This window comes from Archangium lipolyticum, assembly GCF_024623785.1.
GTDB classification, from domain to species: Bacteria; Myxococcota; Myxococcia; order Myxococcales; family Myxococcaceae; genus Archangium; species Archangium lipolyticum.
Genome location: NZ_JANKBZ010000014.1, coordinates 194,181 through 210,778, shown reverse-complemented (window position 1 = coordinate 210,778; position 16,598 = coordinate 194,181). Strand labels below are relative to the sequence as shown.

Genomic DNA, 16,598 nt, shown 5'->3' with positions numbered 1-16,598 from the left:
GGAGGGGGAGCACATCATGTGGAAGCCAAGGGCGATCGCCGCCTTGGGTCTCATCCTGGCATCGGCATCCTGTTTCACACCGATCCCGGGTGACCCTTGTGGCAAGGAGAACAGGGCGCGCTGCATCAGCGCGACAGAGGCTGTCTTCTGTGAGGGGGGGACCTATCGGACCTATTCCTGTTCGGGCCCGAGTGGATGCACCGAGCAGGAAGACACGGCCAGTTGTGATCTCACGCGGGCGCGGGCCGGAGATGCCTGCCCGCGCCTCCTGGAAGGACAGGGGCAGTGTGATGCATCACAACCCGACAAGGCGCTCGTGTGCAGGAACAGTGTCTGGACCGAACAGGTCTGCAACACCTGTTCGGCGGAGGCCAATGGCGCGCTGACATGCGAGAGCGCCCGGGTGGGCGATCCGTGCACCGCCGAGGGCCGGGAGCAGTGCATGGTGCCCGCGGGCGACAGGATGATGGTGTGTCGCAGCGGCTTCTGGACGACGAAACCGTGCAGCGCCTGCACCCCCACGGGAGCCGAGACCGTGGCGTGTGGCGCACCTCGCGCGGGTGACCCGTGTAGTTCCGGGGCCCGGGCGCAGTGTGACACCGCCGACAGTGACCGCAAGCTGGTGTGCAACAGCGGGAAGTGGATGGCCCAGGTGTGCAACTCCTGTGCGGTGAGAAATGGCTCGGTCGAGTGCGGCCCGGCCCGGGCTGGTGACGCATGCGCCTCCGAGGGAAAAGCCCAGTGTGACCCCATCCACCTCAACCAGATGCTCGTGTGCAGGGAGCGGCTCTGGGCGACGATGGTATGCAATGCCTGCTCCGTCGCTGGCTCGGCCATCAATTGCATGGCGGCCCGGAAGGGCGACCCCTGCCTTCCCTCGCAGAAGGACCGTCGCCAGTGCAACCCGGACAAATCCGATGTGGCGGAGGGATTGCTCGTCTGCCGATTGCCGGTGACGGGGGGATTGGGTGTATGGCAGCCGGAAGCGTGCAATGAGTGCAAGGAGTGCTCCGTCAAGACCGGCCTGATCTACTGAGAGGGTAGGTTGGCGAAACCCTGAACAAGGGCACCGTCAGGTTGTGCTCGCGGAAAGAGCTGGATCCGTGAGCCGCCTGTTCGCCAGAGTCAGGGGATGAGCCTGATCGAACGTCTGCAGTCCTATATGCGTCACGCGGCCGCGCAGCGGTACGAGGCCATCTCGGTCCCGCCCTTCACGGCGTTCATCCATCCCTCCGACGGGCTCATCTATTTCAACTACGCCATCCCGGATGGGCCCATCACGGGTGATGTGCGGGAGCCCTTGCGGCGGCTCCGGGCGGTGTTCCAGGAGCGCAAGCGGGTGCCCCGCTTCGAGTATGTCTCCGAGCTGGCTCCGGCCCTGGCGGACACGCTGCTCGCCTCGGGCTTCCGGCTGGAGGCCGAGGCCCGGGTGATGGTCTGCACGCGCGAGAGCTTCACCCCGGTTCCCGTGCCGGAGGGGTTCTCGTTGTCGGTCCTCACGCCCGGGTCTTCTCGCGAGGAGGTGCGCGCGTACTGCACCACCGCGCGGCGGGGTTTCGTCCCGGACGAGCCCTACGAGGCCCCCGAGGAGGAGATCTCCAGGATGTTGGAGGAGATGAAGTCCGGCGGTGCGGTGCTGGGGCGCGTGGAGGGGCAGCCGGCCGTGGTGGGCATGTTCACCCCACCGTCCGAGGGCATCGCCGAGCTCGGCGGAGTGGCGACGCTGGAGAGCTTCCGCAAGCGGGGACTCGGCACCGCGCTGACGTCCCGGGTGGCTCGCGAGGCCTTCGATCGAGGAGTGGAGGTGCTCTTCCTGAGCACCATCACCGAGGAGGCTGGCCGCATCTACGAGCGGGTGGGTTTCCGGTTCGTGACACGGATGCTCTTCTTCGTCGATGCCGCCCCTCCCGAGGGAGCCTGACCGTCCACCCCTGGCCAGGAGCGGGGCGCTCGCTCCTCCCTCCGCCTGGTGGGCGGCGAGGCGGATTTGTTCTCAGTCGCGCGCGGGCGCGGTAGCTTGGGCGCGAGATGGAGAATCACCTCGCCCGTGCGCTCGTGTGCCTCACCGTCCTGTTCTCGGGAGTGGTGCACGCCGTCGAGTCGCCTCCCCCCACCGAGAAGCCCGCGTCCACGCGGACCGTGCTGCTGCTCGGCGACAGCCTGATCGTCACCAGCTTTGGTGAATACCTGGAGAGCTCGCTCAACGCGCAGCCGGGGATCCGCGCCGTGCGCCGGGCGAAGTCCTCCACGGGGCTCGCCCGTCCCGACTTCTTCGACTGGATGAAGGTCGGGCGCGAGGAGATCGAGCGACACGAGCCCGACGTGGTCGTCGTCATCATGGGCGGGAACGACGGGCAGGATCTCACGGACGACAAGGGCAAGGGGCGGGTCCACTGGGGCAAGCCCGCGTGGGAGTCCGCGTACCGCCAGCGTGTCGGGGCGTTCCTGGACATCCTCGCCGCGCCCGGCCGGAAGATCCTCTGGGTGGCGCTGCCCGTCACCGGGCTGAAGAACTTCGAGCGCAAGCTGGAGGTGATCCGCCGCGTCCTGCACGAGGCAGTGTCCTCGCGCGAGGACGCCGTCCACCTCGACACGAAGCTCTTCTTCACCGACGCCAAGGGGGGTCTTTTGCGCGAGGCCCAGGTCGAGGGCTTTCGCAAGCCGATGCGGCTGAAGATGGACGATGGCGTCCACTTCACGGTGGCGGGCGGCCGGTACTTCGCGAGCAAGGTTCGTCCCGCGGTGCTCGAGCTGCTCGGGTCCGCCGGAGTGGAACCCGGCACCGTCACGCCTCCGCCCGCGGCGGCCGGCGGTCAGAAGCCAGCGGTCTGCCGCGAGTCCGATGCCGCGTCGGAGGTCCCGATGACGCCCATGGCCTTCTGCGGCCCGTGAGCCATGCCCGCGCCTGCCGTCGCACCCAGGCTGGTTGCGATCCTGCTGGCGCTGGCGACATGCTCGTGCGGAGCCCTCGCCATGACGACAGCCACCGCGCGTGTCTCCGCCTCCCTCGAGTCCTCTGCCTCCGCTTCGATGCCGGCTCCCGAGCGGCTGCCGGTGTTGCTGGTGCATGGCATCGATGACGATGCACGAACCCTGGCACCGCTCGCGGCGTGGTTGGCGCGGGCCGGTTTCCAGGAAGTGCGGGTCATCGAGCTGAAGCCCAACAACGGAGATGCGCCCATCGCGGTGCTGGCCGGGCAGGTGGCCGAGGCCGCCGCGGAGCTGCGCGCGCGGACGGGCAGTGCGCGGCTCGACGTGGTCGGCTTCAGCATGGGGGCGCTCGTCAGTCGCTACTACCTGCAGCGGCTGGAGGGCCGGGCGCACGTGCGTCGCTTCGTGTCCATCTCCGGGCCTCATGCCGGAACGCTCATGGGCTGGTTGCGCTACAACCCGGGGGCGCGGGACATGCGGCCGGGGAGCGAGCTGCTGCGCGGGCTCTCCGCCGAGCCATCCCCCTTTGGTGACGTCCAGGTCTTCTCGCTGTGGACGCCGCTCGACCTGATGATCATCCCGGCCAGCTCCTCCCGCCTGGATGGCGCGCGGGAGCGCACCATTCCCGTCATCCTCCACCCCCTCATGGTGCGGGACGGCCGGGTGCTCCGCGCGGTCGAGGAGGCGCTCACGGTGGAGCACCCGGAGGACTTCCTGCCTCGGCCGATCGTGCCACCGCGCGAGCCTTGATGCCCGGGGGTCAGGACCGGGTGGGCTCCGAGGCCGAGGGCGCCGGGGCTGGCCGCTTCGGCACCAGGGAGCGGCGCGGGCCCCGGATGGCATAGTTGAGCAGCATGGCCGCGGGCATGAGCATCCCCAGTCCCTGGGTGAGGTTTTCGGGCGGATGGACCACGGCGCCGAGTGCCATCGCGGCGAAGAGAACACCACAGACCAGGCGGAGGAGAAGGGAGCTCACGAGCGTTTCCTTGGAACGGTGCGAACCATGATAACCAGCGGTTCACACCACGCACGTGCACCCCATGAGAAAGTCCTCTTCCGCGCTGCCCGCGCTCCTGATCGGCCTGGGCTCGGCGCTGTTCTTCACCATGACCTATGTGCTCAACCGCAGCATGGCGGCGGCGGGGGGGCACTGGGCGTGGAGCGCGGCGCTGCGCTACCTCATCATGCTGCCCCTCCTGTCGGTGTTGGTGGGCCTGCGCGGAGGCTGGCCGTCGTTGTGGGCCGAGCTGCGGCGGCACCCGCGGGAGTGGTTGCTCTGGGGCGGCGTGGGCTTCGGTGTCTTCTATTCGTTCCTGGCGCTGTCGGCGGACTACGGGCCCTCGTGGCTGATCGCCGGCTCCTTCCAGCTGACGGTGCTCGCCGGCCCGCTGCTCTCCCCGTTCATCTACACGGACTCCCGGCGGCGGATACCGCAGAAGGCCGTGGCGGTGGGCGGGTTGATCCTCGCGGGCGTGCTGGTCCTGCAACTGGGGCACTTCCACCTGGCCATGCCGGCCAGTGCCTGGCTGGCCCTGGTCTTCGTGGTGCTCTCCGCCTTCGCCTACCCGCTGGGCAACCGCAAGCTGATGCTGCACCTGGAGCGTGAGGGCGTCTCGCTGGATGCCAGCCAGCGCGTGCTGGGCATGACGGTGGGCAGTCTGCCCGTGTGGTTGTGCGTGGCGTCCTACGGCTACGTCCGGGCGGGGTGGCCCTCGCCGATGCAGGTGCTGCAGTCCGCGGGCGTGGCGGTGTCCTCCGGGGTGATCGCCACCACGCTGTTCTTCCGTGCCACCCACATGACCGCGAACAACCCGGTGGGTCTGGCCGCCGTCGAGGCCACGCAGTCCACCGAGCTGCTCTTCGCGCTGGTGCTGGGCGTGCTCTTCCTGGGCGAGGCGTGGCCCTCACCGTTCAGCCTGGTGGGGGCCGCGCTCATCGTGGTGGGCATGGTGCTCTACAGCCGCATCAGCGTGGACTCCGAGCTGGAGCCCACCGCGGTGCAGACGTGACCTAGCTGATCCATTCGATGAGGGCGCGGACCGTCTCCTCGCGCCGCCGGGAGGACTCCTGGACGGTCTGGAGCGTGCCCGTCAGCGCGCCCATCATCCCCCGGGAGGCCCGCTCGGGAGCCGTCCGGTAGTTCTCGGCGAGCTGCTCCAACTGCTCGCGCAGCCACGGGTAGCGATCGCGCACGCGGGCGGGCTCGGTGCCCGCCTTCACCTCCGTGAGGAGCGACGTGGCGAGCTGCCGCCACCCCTCGAGGCCCTGCCCGGTACGGCCCGCGAAGCCGCGGCGCACCATCGGTCTGACGAAGAACGGCATCGACGCGAAGTCACGCTCCGTGTCCTCGATGGCATTGCGGAACGCGGCGACGAGCGTGACGGGATCCGAGGTCATGGCGGTCATGGGTCAGGCGCTCCGGGAGGCAGGGGTTGTCGAGTCGTCGAGTGAGGCGATCAGTGAGTCCAGCCCCGCGCGCGTGACGGTGCGCGGCGAGCCGAGGGGGAGGCACAAGGGCTTGCGGCGGCGCGCCAGCAGGGAGATGAGGGCCGAGGCCGAGCTCGGACCATCGCTCTCCTCCAGCCACAGACCGAGCGACTCGGCGTTCTCGCGGTAGGTGGGCTCCTCCCGCAGCCGCGTCATTTCCTGGCGCAGGCGCTCCGCGCTCAGCTCCCGGAGGGGCAGGAACAGCCCGACGCCGAGGTACTCCACCCGCCGCGCGTTGTCGTGCTGCTCGCCGCCCACCGGAATCACCAGCAGGGGCTTGCCCGCCGCCAGCGTCTCGTTGGTGGTGTTGTTGCCTCCGTGGCCGATGACGAGATCCATCTTCGGCAGCAGGTCCACCTGGGGGACGCGGCGGAAGAGGAGCACGTTGGACGGTAGGGGCTTGGAGGCCAGGTTCCCGTAGGCCGCCCCCGCGCTCACGACGACCTGGATGCCCGGTGCGTCGAGCCCCCGGAGGATGGTGCGGAACACCTCCGGCTTGTCGTTGAAGACGGTGCCGAGCGAGACGTAGACCTTGTAGAGGTTGTTGTTCAGCTTCTCGAAGGGGAAGCCCTCGGCGTCGATGCCGCGTCGTGTCGAGAAGCAGGGGCCGACGTAGAAGCAGCTCTGCCCTTCGTTGGAGCGCGGGGCCTCGAGTCCCTCATGGCTCATCACCAGGTTGAGCCAGGGCGAGGCGGGGTTGCGCAGCACGTCGTCCGGGCCGGGGCCCAGCCCGAGCGAGCGCCGCACCTTGTTCATCCGGCGGGCCAGCTTGGCGAGCACCTCCGCTTCGGCGGCCTCGGCGGCCGCCAGCTCGGGGCCCGGCTGGGTGCCGAGTGGCAGGCCACTGCCCCAGGGAGGCACGCCACGGCCCCGGAAGGTGAGGCCCGAGTGGTAGACGGCAGCCCAGGGGAGGCCCAGCTTCTCGGCCGCGAGGATGGCCGGGTAGAAGACGAAGTCGGTCACCACCACCTCGACGGGGTTCTTCTCCAGCCTGCGGATCACCTCGCGCGCGCCCGACTCGGCCCCCGAGGTGAAGAGCTCCAGGGCGATCCGGGTCTCCTGGTAGGCCATGCTCCGGGCGAGGCGGATGGCATGGTAGAGCACGCCGAGCGCTGGACGGAGTCGCTCCAAGGGCAGTCCCGCGCGCTCCACCATGGCGGGCACGTCCACCACGTTGTTGAGGACGTCGGGCCGCAGCCGGAATCCCAGGGAAGGCGCCCCCGGCACGAGGAGGCGAGGGTTGTAGGCACCCTCGACTTTCATCTTCAGTGCCGTCGACAGCAGCGTGTTGAGGTGTCCCACCGTGGGGTGGCACAGGAATGCGATGTCACTCATGTACCCCTATGATGGACGAGCACGCGGTCGCATGCGAGTGCCTCTCCCACGGACGGAGCCCGTTTTGCTAGGGGTGCGGTCCGGGTTGGCGCATCGCGTCGGTGCTCGGGTGGCGAGCGGGTTCCAGGTGGAGCGGTAGGGCCAGGGGACCCCTGGCGATGATCGATCGAGACCAGGCGAACTCCCTTCGCGTGAGGGAGAAGCCGCGGATTCGCGAGAAGAGCGCTTCGAGCCCCAGGCGGGCCTCCAGGCGGGCAAGCATCGCGCCCACGCAGAAGTGGGGGCCGTGACCGAAGGACAGGTGGCTCTGGTTCTCGCGATCCAGGAGGAAGCGATCCGCCTGGGGGAAGCGGCGCTCGTCGCGCATGGCCGCGCCCATCAGGACGACCACGAGGGCCCCCTTGGGAATGACCACCCCGGAGAGCTCCACGTCCTCGGTCGCCAGCCGGAGGCTGCTCTGCCCGGGTGGCTCGTAGCGGAGGACCTCCTCGACGAGCCGGGGGATGAGGGATGGGTCCGCGAGCACGCGCTCCACCTCGTGCGGATGGTCGGCGAGGACGGCCATCGTGTTGGCGAGCAGGTACACGGTCGTCTCCATGCCCGCCGGCACCATGCCGAAGAGGAAGCTCAGGAGCTCCTCGTGCGTCAGCGCCTCCGAGCGGAGCAGCTCGCTCACCAGGTCATCGCCAGGCTCGGCGCGCCGGGCCTCGATGAGTGCCTGGAAGCAGTGCTCCATCTCCGCGAGGCTTTGACGGACTTCGGCCATGCGCTCGGGCGAGGGCTCGCTGGCGGGGATGCTGACCAGATCGTCCGCCCAGCGCTTCAGGCGCGGCGCCATGGAGGGCTCCAGGCCGAAGAAGAGGTTCAGGACGCGGGTGGGGAGGGGCAGGGCGAAGTCGGCGACGAAGTCCACGTCCTGGCGGCGCACGGCGGCCTCGGCGAGCTCCTCGGCGATGGCGCGGATGCGTGGCTCCAACCGGCTCAACGCCGGACCCCCGAAGGCCTTGCCGACCAGGGTGCGCAGCCGGGTGTGTTCGGGCGGATCCTTCATGACCAGGGAGTCCGCCGTGGGATTGCGCTCCAACCAGGGGGGCCGGAAGCTCCGACCCAGGCCCTCCGAGGAGAAGCGCCGGGGATCCTTGAGGACGGCGACCACGTCGTCGTAACGGCTGATGGCCCACATGCCTCCCGGCTCCACCTGGCGCACCGGTCCGCGCCGGAGCTCCTCGTAGAGCGGGTAGGGATTGGCCCTCACTTCGGGTGCCATCAGGTTCAGGGGCTGGTTCATCTCGGGGTTCCTCGCGGTGGAGTGGAGCGATTCCACGCGCGAGGGTGGCAATTCGCGGGCCAGTCCTCCGGGCCCGCCGTTCTCCGAGGGAAGGCGGTACCCGGAACCCCGACGGTCCCTGTACCGGCCGGTCGAATCGACCGGTGGGGCCGTTCAAAACGGAAGAGTGGGTTCCTAGGGCTCGAACTGGATGGCGGAGGAGGTCCACTTCGCGTCACCCGAGGAGTTGTCGCGGAGGATCTCCAGATTGCCATCGGAGGTAAACAGGTGCCGCCCGGTGGCCACGCCGATGATGTCATCCCCGGTATATGCGCTCTCTCCACCGCCCTGGCCGTTGTAGCTCTGGCTGCTGGAGAGGAGCAGCGTCCGGGTGGTGTCCATGCCCGCGGGCAGGGGCGCGGTGGCTCTATTGGAGCCACCGTTCGCGGTCAGCGTGCTGGTGTGGACGAGAACGTGGGACGGGAACGTGATGCGCTCCCAGGAGATGGCGGAGATGGGGTTGCGGAGGTCGCACGACGTGTTGCCCGCCGCCCGGGTGAAGCGCAGCTGGGTGTCGTTGACGATGTCGCCCCTCACCATGCGGTTGCAGATATCGGTTCTGTCGACCGTGGTCTTGAAGCTGGATAGCAACACGGAGTGAGAGGAATCCGCCGTTGCGAGGCCAGTCACATCGAGCGTGGCCCTGTCCTTGTCCATGGGTCCCGCCACACCCCGTGTCACCGAGAGGCCATCGAGCTCCACGACCTGCAGGGCATAACGGGTGGGAGCGCAACCTCCTGTGTTGGAGATGTCCACCCGTGTGTTGCCGACGAGCTGGGCCATCACGATGTCGTTGGAATCGACCACGGTTCCGTTTTGCGTGGCGCTGAAGAGGACGAAGGTCTTCTCCAGCAGTACCGGGTTGATGGTCACGGAAGTCGTCTCGCCCGTGCAGTTCACCTGGTGGTGCTGGACCCGCAGGCCGCGGGGGAGCTCGACCACCTGCCATTGAATGTTGGCATTGCCCTGCTTGTCGTGGCGGTCGCAGGTGATCTTGTTCTTGTCGGGCAGAGCGCAGCGGACGAACGCGGAGTCAGGAGTGTTGTTACTGGTGCTGGCCTGGAAGATGAGGAAGGCCTGGTCGCGGTTGCGCAACGGAACCGGCAGGGCACAATCGACGCTCGTGTCGCCGTTCTTCAGGAGGCAATCGCCCCGGCGGACCGCGGGAATCACCGTCTCCGACTGCGTCACCTGTCCGAGCGTTGGCGAGGACACGGTGATCGTCACCGTGCCGCCCGTCCTTCCCTTGAATCGGAAGCCCGCATTCGTGACCCCCTCGGGAATGGTGAGCGTCGGAGTGGGAGCGCCGGTGCATTGGGTGTCCGTGTGGAAACCGAAGCCCTCCGCCGGTTGGGCGCTCAGGGCGAGCGTGGTTCCTCCCAGGAAGGAGGTCTCGTTGTCGAACTCGTCCAGGACCCCCACGGGAACGGAGCTCGAGCACTCTCCCGCGAGCAGGGTCTGCCCGGTGGAGGAGCCGAGGACCAGCTTCTTGGGATCGCCGGGCTTCACGAACTGCGTCTGCTTGTCGCCGGTGACCTGGAGCGCCGAGGCCGAGAGCTCGAACGAGCCCTTACGGGTGGCGCGGAAATAGAAGGTGAAGGCCGAGTCCTGAGCGGAGAAGAGTGGGGTGTTGAGGGGCGTGGCACAACCGGCGTCCTGGTAGAGGGTGGCCTGTGCGGAGGGAGCGGGGGTGAGGGTGAGGGCCTGGACCGTCCCGGAGGTGGGGTTGTCGAACTCATCGCGCCTCTCGACGGTGATGGGGGCGCATTCGCCCGCCTTCGGGGACCGGGGCGGAGAGGTGAAGACGAGCTTCGAAACCAGCCCTGGGATGAGGGTGTGGCCCAGGGTGGCCGGCTGGAGCCCGCTGGACGTGGCGGTCAGCTCTCCGGCCCCGAGGCGGATGCCTCGCACGTAGAACGAGAGGGTGCTGCTGCCCGGGGCGATGGCGGGCGAGGAGAGGGGGCGCGCGCAGTCCGCGTCCGCGTGGAAGGTGGTGCCGGACGGGAAGGTGTTCGCGAGCTCGACAGGGGTGGCGAGCTGGGGTGTCGCCGGCTCGTTCCTGGAGTCGTTGCGCTGCACGACGATCGGCCCCGCGCACTGACCCGCGCGCACCACTTGCGGAAGGCTGGTGAAGACGAGCGAGGTGGGCATCCGGGCGCAAGCCGTGGACGGGCACGAGGCATCGTCACAGCCGCGGCTCCCGTTGCAGTTGAGGTCCTCGCTGCCGTCGCACACCTCCTGGGCGCTGGGGTTGCGAGGAGTCCGGCCATCGTCGCAGTCCGGGCCGCCGAGCTGGTCGGAGACGAAGCCGTCCTGGTCCGCGTCCTCGGAGAGGGAAGGCGGTGACAGCTCGATGGGGACGGTGTGGATCTTCTCCGGTTCGAAGCTCGCCTCGTGGCTCCTGCTCCGCCCGTTGGTTCTCAACGCCCCCACGTCCTCGCAGGTGGCGCCCCACAGGGCCCGGGCCTGGAGCTGGAGCTCCTGGGGCAGGTCACCCCGGAAGATGGCGATGCGCAGCTCGTTCCGGTCGGCGGGACGCGCGAGCAGCCGGCTGTGCAGGACAGTCCCGTCACTCGAGACCACGTCCAGGGCAATGCAGCTCGCGAGCAGCTTGGGATCGATCTGGATGACGGCCTGGATGGCCCCTGGATCCCGGCTGCAACCGACGAGCACGAGGCAGAGGGCGAGAGCGGCTCGTTTCATGGGGCCGGCATTCTAACCGGGACTATTCGAGAACGATGAACTCCACGCGCCGGTTGAGCTCACGCCCCCGGGGGGTGAGATTGGGGGCCTTCGGCCGGGTGTCTCCGAAGCCCGCGGACTCGATGCGTGCCGGATCCACTCCCGCCTTCACGAGCCACTCCGCCACCGCGCGGGCCCGTGCCTCGGAGAGCTGCTGCCGCGCGGACTCCTCCGCCTCCATGCTGTCGGTGTGGCCCTCGATGCGCAGGCGCCGCTGGGGGCGGCGCACCAGGGCGTCCACGACGTGCTGGAGGAGGCCGGCACCGCGCGGTTCGAACGCCGCGTTGCCCATGCGGAAGCGGAGCGGCTGCCGCGGCTCGAGCCGGTTCTTCTTCTCCTGTACGAGCTTCTTCTTCGGAGCGCGCACCAGGTCGAAGCCCAGCGACAGCCCCTTGTCTCCCGTGAGCTCCACCCGGCGCGTCTGCGCCAGGTAGCCAGGGGCGAGGATGTCCACCGTGTAGGCGCCCGGTGTCACCTCCACCTCGGTGGCCGCCCGGGCTCCGCGCTTCAGTGCCACCTGCCGCTGCGTGGCCCCGCGCACGAGGAGCGTCGCCCCCACGGGCTTGCGGCGTGCCGTGGCTCGTACCAGCAGCCGTGCCTTCTGCGAGGCGGCCGGGGGGGCCGGCCGCGGCTCCGGGCTCTTCCCGGTGGAGGCCACGGGTGGCGCCGGAGCCGGCTCGGGGAGCGCGCCGTCGGCGAGCTTCGCGGTCATCTCCACCGCCACGTCGTGCGACAGCTTGAGCTTGAGCCGGGGATCCTTCGCGTCCGGCACCAGCACGGTCATGGCCTTCACGTCCACGCGCAGCCCGCGCTGCGCCTGGAAGTTGAGCGTGGAGGTCATGTTCCACAGGAAGCCGGAGGTCTCGCTGAACAGGTTCCACGAGGCGTCCATGTAGACGACGTTGGACACGAGCGTGTGCGGACCCTCCGCCACCTGCCGCGAGGTCAGCAGCCGCGGGCCGGGAGCGCCCAGCTCCTCCACGGGAGGCACCTCGAGCGGCTGACCATCGAGCGTGAAGTGGACCTCGACGAGCTTGTGCTCCGCCGGATCCAGGCCGACGAACAGCAGCCGTATCTCTGGCGGCGAGCTGGTCACCATCTCCTGGAGCTGCCGGTCCAGCTCGGCCCGCACCCGTTCGGTGCGCGCCTGCTCATCGGACACGGGCTCCTGCGCGCGCGCGGTGCTGGCGCAGAGCAATGTCATGAGGAGAACGAGCTTCAGGGGCGAGTCCAAGGGGGGAGGTCCAGGCCGGGGGGCCCGCCATCGTACCTCGGGAAGGCCCGGTCCGGTGGTTCTCAGCCCCAGGAGAGCGAGAACTCGCTGTCCGCGGGACCGATCTGCCGGCCCGTGACCTTCACGTTGGCCACTCCCGTGGCGATCAGTACTTCACTCAACACTCCCTCGAAGTAGGGGTGGGGAATGACGTTACCGTGGATGAATGCGGTGTACCGCCCGGGGCCGCTCGACTGCACCGTGCTGGCCCCATGCTGCCAGCCCGTCCGGTAGGCCGACGGCAGGCCCTCGGCCAGCCGCTTGGGGTTCTTCCCCGCGAGCAACAGCATCGTCCTGCCCACGGTGTTCCTCAGGAACTCCTGGGCCACGTGGCTTCCGAGGTGCCACATGGCTCCCTCGAAGCCGCCGTGCTTCTCGCTCAGTCCCCACGCCGCGGTGTAGACGAGCTGGAGCAGCGAGGTGATGGGGTAGTTGAAGAAGGCCGCGAACTTCTCCTGCCCGGCCACATCGATGCTGCGTCTCAGCAACGCCGCGTCGCCCTGGCGCCGGATCTCATCCAGGGCACAGTTGAAGAAGTAGCCGCATGCGGTGTCGCCGGGTCTGACCACCGCCAGGCGCCGTTCCAATTCCTGTGGCGAATCCAACCTCGCCAGGCTCTGCACCAGAGTCATGTCTTTCCCAAGGAAAATGGGAGAGCCCTCTACCTCATGCATGCCGGGTTCGCAGCTGGCGGGTGTCGTTCCCGAGGGGTTTGAACCTGACATGCGGTGCTTCTCCCGATGCGGCTTTGCTTCCAGTCCGGGTAGGACCAGATGCACTCCACATGCAGTGAGAGCATGTGCATCCGCGGCGCGATGCGTGTCCCTCCGCACGCTGTCGCCGTCGGGTTCTAGACGTCTCACGAGTCGAGAATGCCCACCCTCCCGCCGGGAAGGACGCCCCTCTTCGGGAGCCTTCCCGGTGGTCCAGACGAGACCCACGTCCAGAAGGTGCCTTCGCGTGCGGTATCTGACAGGAAGGCTGAGGTTGTTCAGCCCGGAGGCAGCTCCACGCGGGGGTAGGTGCCGAGCAGCCGCATCGAGGTGGTGTAGGGCCGCAACGACTGGAGCACGGCCTCGATGGGCGCGGAGGCGGCATGCCCCTCCAGGTCCAGGAAGAAGCGGTAGGCCCACGGCGTGCCCGGCAGCGGGCGGGACTCCAGCCGGGCCAGGTTCACCCCGTGCTCGGCGAGCACCAGCAGTGCCTTGCTGAGCGTGCCGGGCCTGTTCTCCAGCACCATCAGCAGCGACGTCTTGCAGGGCACGTCCGCGGGCAGGGGCGTGGCCTCCCGTGCCACCTCCAGGAAGCGGGTGAAGTCCGCGCTGGCGCCCTGGAGATCGCGCGCCAGCACCTCCAGCCCGAAACGCTGCGCCGCCGAATCGCTGGCGATGGCCGCGACGGTGGGATCATTCCCCTCGCGCACCCGCTGGGCCGCGCCGCCCGTGTCCAGCTCGGGGAGCTGGAGCACCCAGGGCAGCTGCTCGCGCAGCCAGGCCTCGCACTGGAGCAGGGCCTGCGGGTGGGAGCGCACGATGCGCAGGGCCTCCCGCTTCGCTCCGGGCAGCCCGAGCAGCCGGTGCTGCACCTGGCCCACCAGCTCGGAGATGACGGTGATGCCCTCCTCGGCGAGCGCGTCGTACGTCTCGTACATGGCCCCCGCGGTGGTGTTCTCGATGGGCAGCAGCGCCAGATCCACCTCGCCCTGGCGGAGCGCGTCCACCGCGTCGCGCGGGGTATCGAAGCCGGTGAGGAGCACGCCCCCGGGCCTGCCTCCGTAGCGCTTGTGCGCCGTCAGGTGGCTGTAGGAGCCCTCCACGCCCGGGTAGGCCACCCGGAGCGGCGTGGTGTCCAGCGTCGTCACCAGCGCCTGCTGCCGGGCCACGGACATCTCCATGATGAAGCGGTAGAGCCGCTCCACTTCATGGGGATCCAGCTGGCGGGCCATCGCCGCGGCGCGGATGCGGCGCAGCAGCAGATCCTCCCGCCGTTGATCCCGGATGGGGGACGCCGCGGCCAGCTTGGCCCGGGCGATGTCCTCGGCCAGATCCATCCGGCGGCGCAGGGCGTCGAGGAGCTCCTCGTCCACCCGCTCGATGGCGACACGCAGCTGCTGCAGATCCGGAACGTCCGACATGGCGACCTGAACTCCCTTGAGGGATGCGAGCACCCGCACCGAACGGAAACTCGCAGTGTACCCGATGGGATTCCAGGCCGGCCCGGATTTCGTGGAAACCCCCGAGGGGTGTCTACGCCTCGGCCATCAGCCCGTCCGCCGGGCGGCGGCGGCGGCGCAACACCGCGCGCAACCACTGGCGTGCCGGCTCCTCCACCCAATGGAAGGCAGCCAGGGAGAAGAGCACGGCCACTCCCAGGTAGCAGGAGAAGAGCAGGGGACTGGGGGACAGCCCGAGCGCGTTGCCCGCCTGGACCACGTAGCTCTTGATGGGCTGGTGGAGGAGGTAGAGGCCGAAGCTGGAGCGTCCCAGGAGGACCAGCGCGGGGTGCCGCAGCCAGCGCTGGCCGGGCGTCTGGCAGCACGCCAGCCCGTAGACGATCATCGCGAACAGCGGCAGCAGCAGTCCGTTGTGCAGCAGCAGCTGGGGGATGTGAGGGCTCAGCAGCAGCACGGCCAGGACGCCGGCCGCCCCGGCGGGCGCGAGCAGCCGCGGCGCCGGCGGTACTGGCAGGGCCTGGGAGCGCCTCAGGAGGTACATCCGCCCGAGCACGATGCCGGCGAGGAACTCGGGCAACCGCATCAGCGGGTTGAAGCCGGCCAGGCTCATCCAGAAGCCGCTCGACGCCGCATCGATGCCCCAGACGAAGGGCGCGGTGAGCAGCAGCGAGACACCGGTGCACGCGGCGAGCATGGGCACCAGCCAGCGCGCATGGAGCCGTCCCACCCACTCCGCGAGGAAGGGGTACAGCAGGTAGAAGAAGGCCTCGTTCGAGAGCGACCAGCCCGGGGCGTTCCAGGCCGAGGCGAGCTGTGGCACCCAGGCCTGCACCAGTCCCAGGTACGCGGCTCCCGCCACCATCGACTTGAGGGCCCCGATGAGGGGAGGGTGATGGTCGAGGAAATAGCCGATCGCACGAGGGGCATCGAGCAGGAAGCTCAGCAGGTAGAGCGGGTAGATGCGCGCCACCCGCGCCTTCCAGAACGCTCCCCGGTCCAGCGGCTTTGACGGCCCGGTGTCACCGTAGGCGTACGCGAGCACGAACCCCGACAGCAGGAAGAAGAAGCTGACGGAGACGAACCCCATGCTGACGAGCGTGTGGACCCACGCCGGGAGCGCACGTGCCGAATCCCCGAGCAGATACAGGTTGTGGAACAGCACCACGTGCAGCGCCGCGAAGGCACGCAGGCTGGTCAGCTCCAGGAACTCGGGCTTGGCTCGACCCATGGCGTCCAGCATAGGACAGTTGGTGTGCGGGCGCGCCAAGGATCTCCGTGCCTGCTCGGTCCCCTCAGAAGGCGCCCATGCTGACCAGGCCGAAGGAGTGCCTCACCCGGCCCTGGATGCCGACGAAGAGCCCGGACAGCACCGGACCCGTCCGCAGCGTGGCCGTGGCCATGGCCTGGGTCCGCGTGGTCACCCACTGGTGGCTGAACACGGCGCGCAGGTCGAAGCGATCGCGCCGCATGATCGTCTCGAGATCCATCCAGAGGAGTGGCTCGGCGTGGTTGGAGCGGACGCCGAAGCTCATCTCGAGCCAGGACAGCCGGCCGCGGAGGTGGGCCCAGCGCCCATCGATCAGGAACCCTTCGGGAACACGCGCGGCCGTTCCTCCCACCTCGAGCAGCTCGAGCTGGGCGCCGAGCCGCGGCAGCCGCAGCGTCTCCGGCAGGCGGAATCTGGCCGTCACGTCCGCGCGTGCATTCTGGAAGTGGGGCTCGGTCTGCAACCGGACGGTCGTGCGGAGGCGCCCTCCGAGCGTGGTGCCCCTCACCTCGGGCGACAACCCGAGGGCTTCCGCCTGGGCGGTGCCGAATTGATAGGCCAGCCCGACTCCCACCACGGCCGCCGCGACGATCGCGGTCGTCTCCTGTCCAGGCAGGCGATCGAGGAACGGACGCAGGGTCTTCTGGATGGGGCTGTTGGGCCCGCGCAGCCACGGGCCCAGGTCGTGCACCCGGAAATGTTCACCCTCCGGACCGAGCTCCAGGAACTTCGCGAGGCGGCCTCCCGCGGGAATGTCGGACAGCGTGAGGTCCTGCGACGACAGGGCGAGCACGTCCCAGGCTTCCCGCTGCTCGCGCGCCCCGGGCCGTACGAACCCCCACGCCCGTGCGCGCACGGCGAGGGAGAGGTTGGGGACGGTGAAGCCACCCTCCAGGGCACGCTGGGGATCCGCGAAGGAGAGGAGGAGCTCCTCGAAGGCGGGACGCTCGGGCAGGCCCGCCGAGGGCGAGACGTAGCGCCGGTGCACCTCGAGGGGCTCCGCACCGGCCGGGAGCGCCCGGAGCGCCACCATGAGCGTCACCGCACATGCTGACACGAACCG

15 protein-coding genes are annotated in these 16,598 nt (G+C 69.2%); 5 read left to right on the top strand and 10 right to left on the bottom strand.

What is annotated here, in order from left to right; all coding sequences use genetic code 11:
• The first annotated feature begins 316 nt into the window (after positions 1-316).
• From NR810_RS28310 to NR810_RS28295, 4 genes are all read left to right on the top strand, one after another.
• Positions 317-1,036, top strand: a complete 720-nt coding sequence (locus NR810_RS28310) for a hypothetical protein (RefSeq protein WP_257457235.1) — start codon at positions 317-319, stop codon at positions 1,034-1,036.
• A gap of 96 nt (positions 1,037-1,132) precedes the next feature.
• Positions 1,133-1,921, top strand: a complete 789-nt coding sequence (locus NR810_RS28305; protein WP_257457233.1) for a GNAT family N-acetyltransferase — start codon at positions 1,133-1,135, stop codon at positions 1,919-1,921.
• Positions 1,922-2,028: 107 nt separating this feature from the next.
• Positions 2,029-2,892, top strand: a complete 864-nt coding sequence (locus tag NR810_RS28300) for an SGNH/GDSL hydrolase family protein (protein WP_257457231.1) — start codon at positions 2,029-2,031, stop codon at positions 2,890-2,892.
• An 81-nt stretch (positions 2,893-2,973) separates the two neighbouring features.
• Entirely contained in the window at positions 2,974-3,681 is a 708-nt protein-coding gene (locus tag NR810_RS28295; RefSeq protein ID WP_257457228.1) for an esterase/lipase family protein, read from the top strand.
• Between the two features lie 10 nt (positions 3,682-3,691).
• Here the strand turns inward: NR810_RS28295 and NR810_RS28290 are convergent, their stop codons facing one another.
• On the bottom strand, positions 3,692-3,907 hold the full coding sequence (locus NR810_RS28290) for a hypothetical protein (RefSeq protein ID WP_257457225.1): 216 nt from the start codon (positions 3,905-3,907) through the stop codon (positions 3,692-3,694).
• A 64-nt stretch (positions 3,908-3,971) separates the two neighbouring features.
• On the opposite strand from NR810_RS28290, the gene NR810_RS28285 reads away from it, so the two are divergent.
• Entirely contained in the window at positions 3,972-4,940 is a 969-nt protein-coding gene (locus NR810_RS28285) for a DMT family transporter (protein ID WP_257457223.1), read from the top strand.
• 1 nt (position 4,941) lies between these two features.
• On the opposite strand, the gene NR810_RS28280 is transcribed toward NR810_RS28285, so the two are convergent.
• The 9 genes from NR810_RS28280 to NR810_RS28240 form a co-directional block, all read right to left on the bottom strand.
• Positions 4,942-5,337, bottom strand: coding sequence for a hypothetical protein (locus NR810_RS28280; protein WP_257457221.1), 396 nt, complete (start codon positions 5,335-5,337; stop codon positions 4,942-4,944).
• 3 nt (positions 5,338-5,340) lie between these two features.
• A complete protein-coding gene (locus NR810_RS28275; RefSeq protein WP_257457219.1) occupies positions 5,341-6,753 on the bottom strand; it encodes a glycosyltransferase in 1,413 nt (470 codons plus the stop codon).
• Between the two features lie 67 nt (positions 6,754-6,820).
• Positions 6,821-8,041 carry a cytochrome P450 gene (locus NR810_RS28270; RefSeq protein WP_257457217.1) on the bottom strand — a complete coding sequence of 407 codons (1,221 nt, stop codon included), beginning with the start codon at positions 8,039-8,041 and terminating at the stop codon, positions 6,821-6,823.
• A 174-nt stretch (positions 8,042-8,215) separates the two neighbouring features.
• Positions 8,216-10,783, bottom strand: coding sequence for a putative metal-binding motif-containing protein (locus tag NR810_RS28265; protein WP_257457215.1), 2,568 nt, complete (start codon positions 10,781-10,783; stop codon positions 8,216-8,218).
• Between the two features lie 22 nt (positions 10,784-10,805).
• A complete protein-coding gene (locus NR810_RS28260) occupies positions 10,806-12,026 on the bottom strand; it encodes an OmpA family protein (RefSeq protein WP_257457213.1) in 1,221 nt (406 codons plus the stop codon).
• A gap of 92 nt (positions 12,027-12,118) precedes the next feature.
• Positions 12,119-12,727 carry a DUF2378 family protein gene (locus tag NR810_RS28255; protein WP_257457211.1) on the bottom strand — a complete coding sequence of 203 codons (609 nt, stop codon included), beginning with the start codon at positions 12,725-12,727 and terminating at the stop codon, positions 12,119-12,121.
• A gap of 359 nt (positions 12,728-13,086) precedes the next feature.
• A complete protein-coding gene (locus tag NR810_RS28250; protein WP_257457208.1) occupies positions 13,087-14,229 on the bottom strand; it encodes a bifunctional chorismate mutase/prephenate dehydratase in 1,143 nt (380 codons plus the stop codon).
• A 112-nt stretch (positions 14,230-14,341) separates the two neighbouring features.
• Positions 14,342-15,496: an acyltransferase family protein gene (locus NR810_RS28245; RefSeq protein ID WP_257457205.1), complete on the bottom strand. Its 1,155-nt coding sequence runs from the start codon at positions 15,494-15,496 to the stop codon at positions 14,342-14,344.
• Positions 15,497-15,560: 64 nt separating this feature from the next.
• On the bottom strand, positions 15,561-16,592 hold the full coding sequence (locus tag NR810_RS28240; protein ID WP_257457203.1) for a hypothetical protein: 1,032 nt from the start codon (positions 16,590-16,592) through the stop codon (positions 15,561-15,563).
• Positions 16,593-16,598 lie beyond the last annotated feature (6 nt).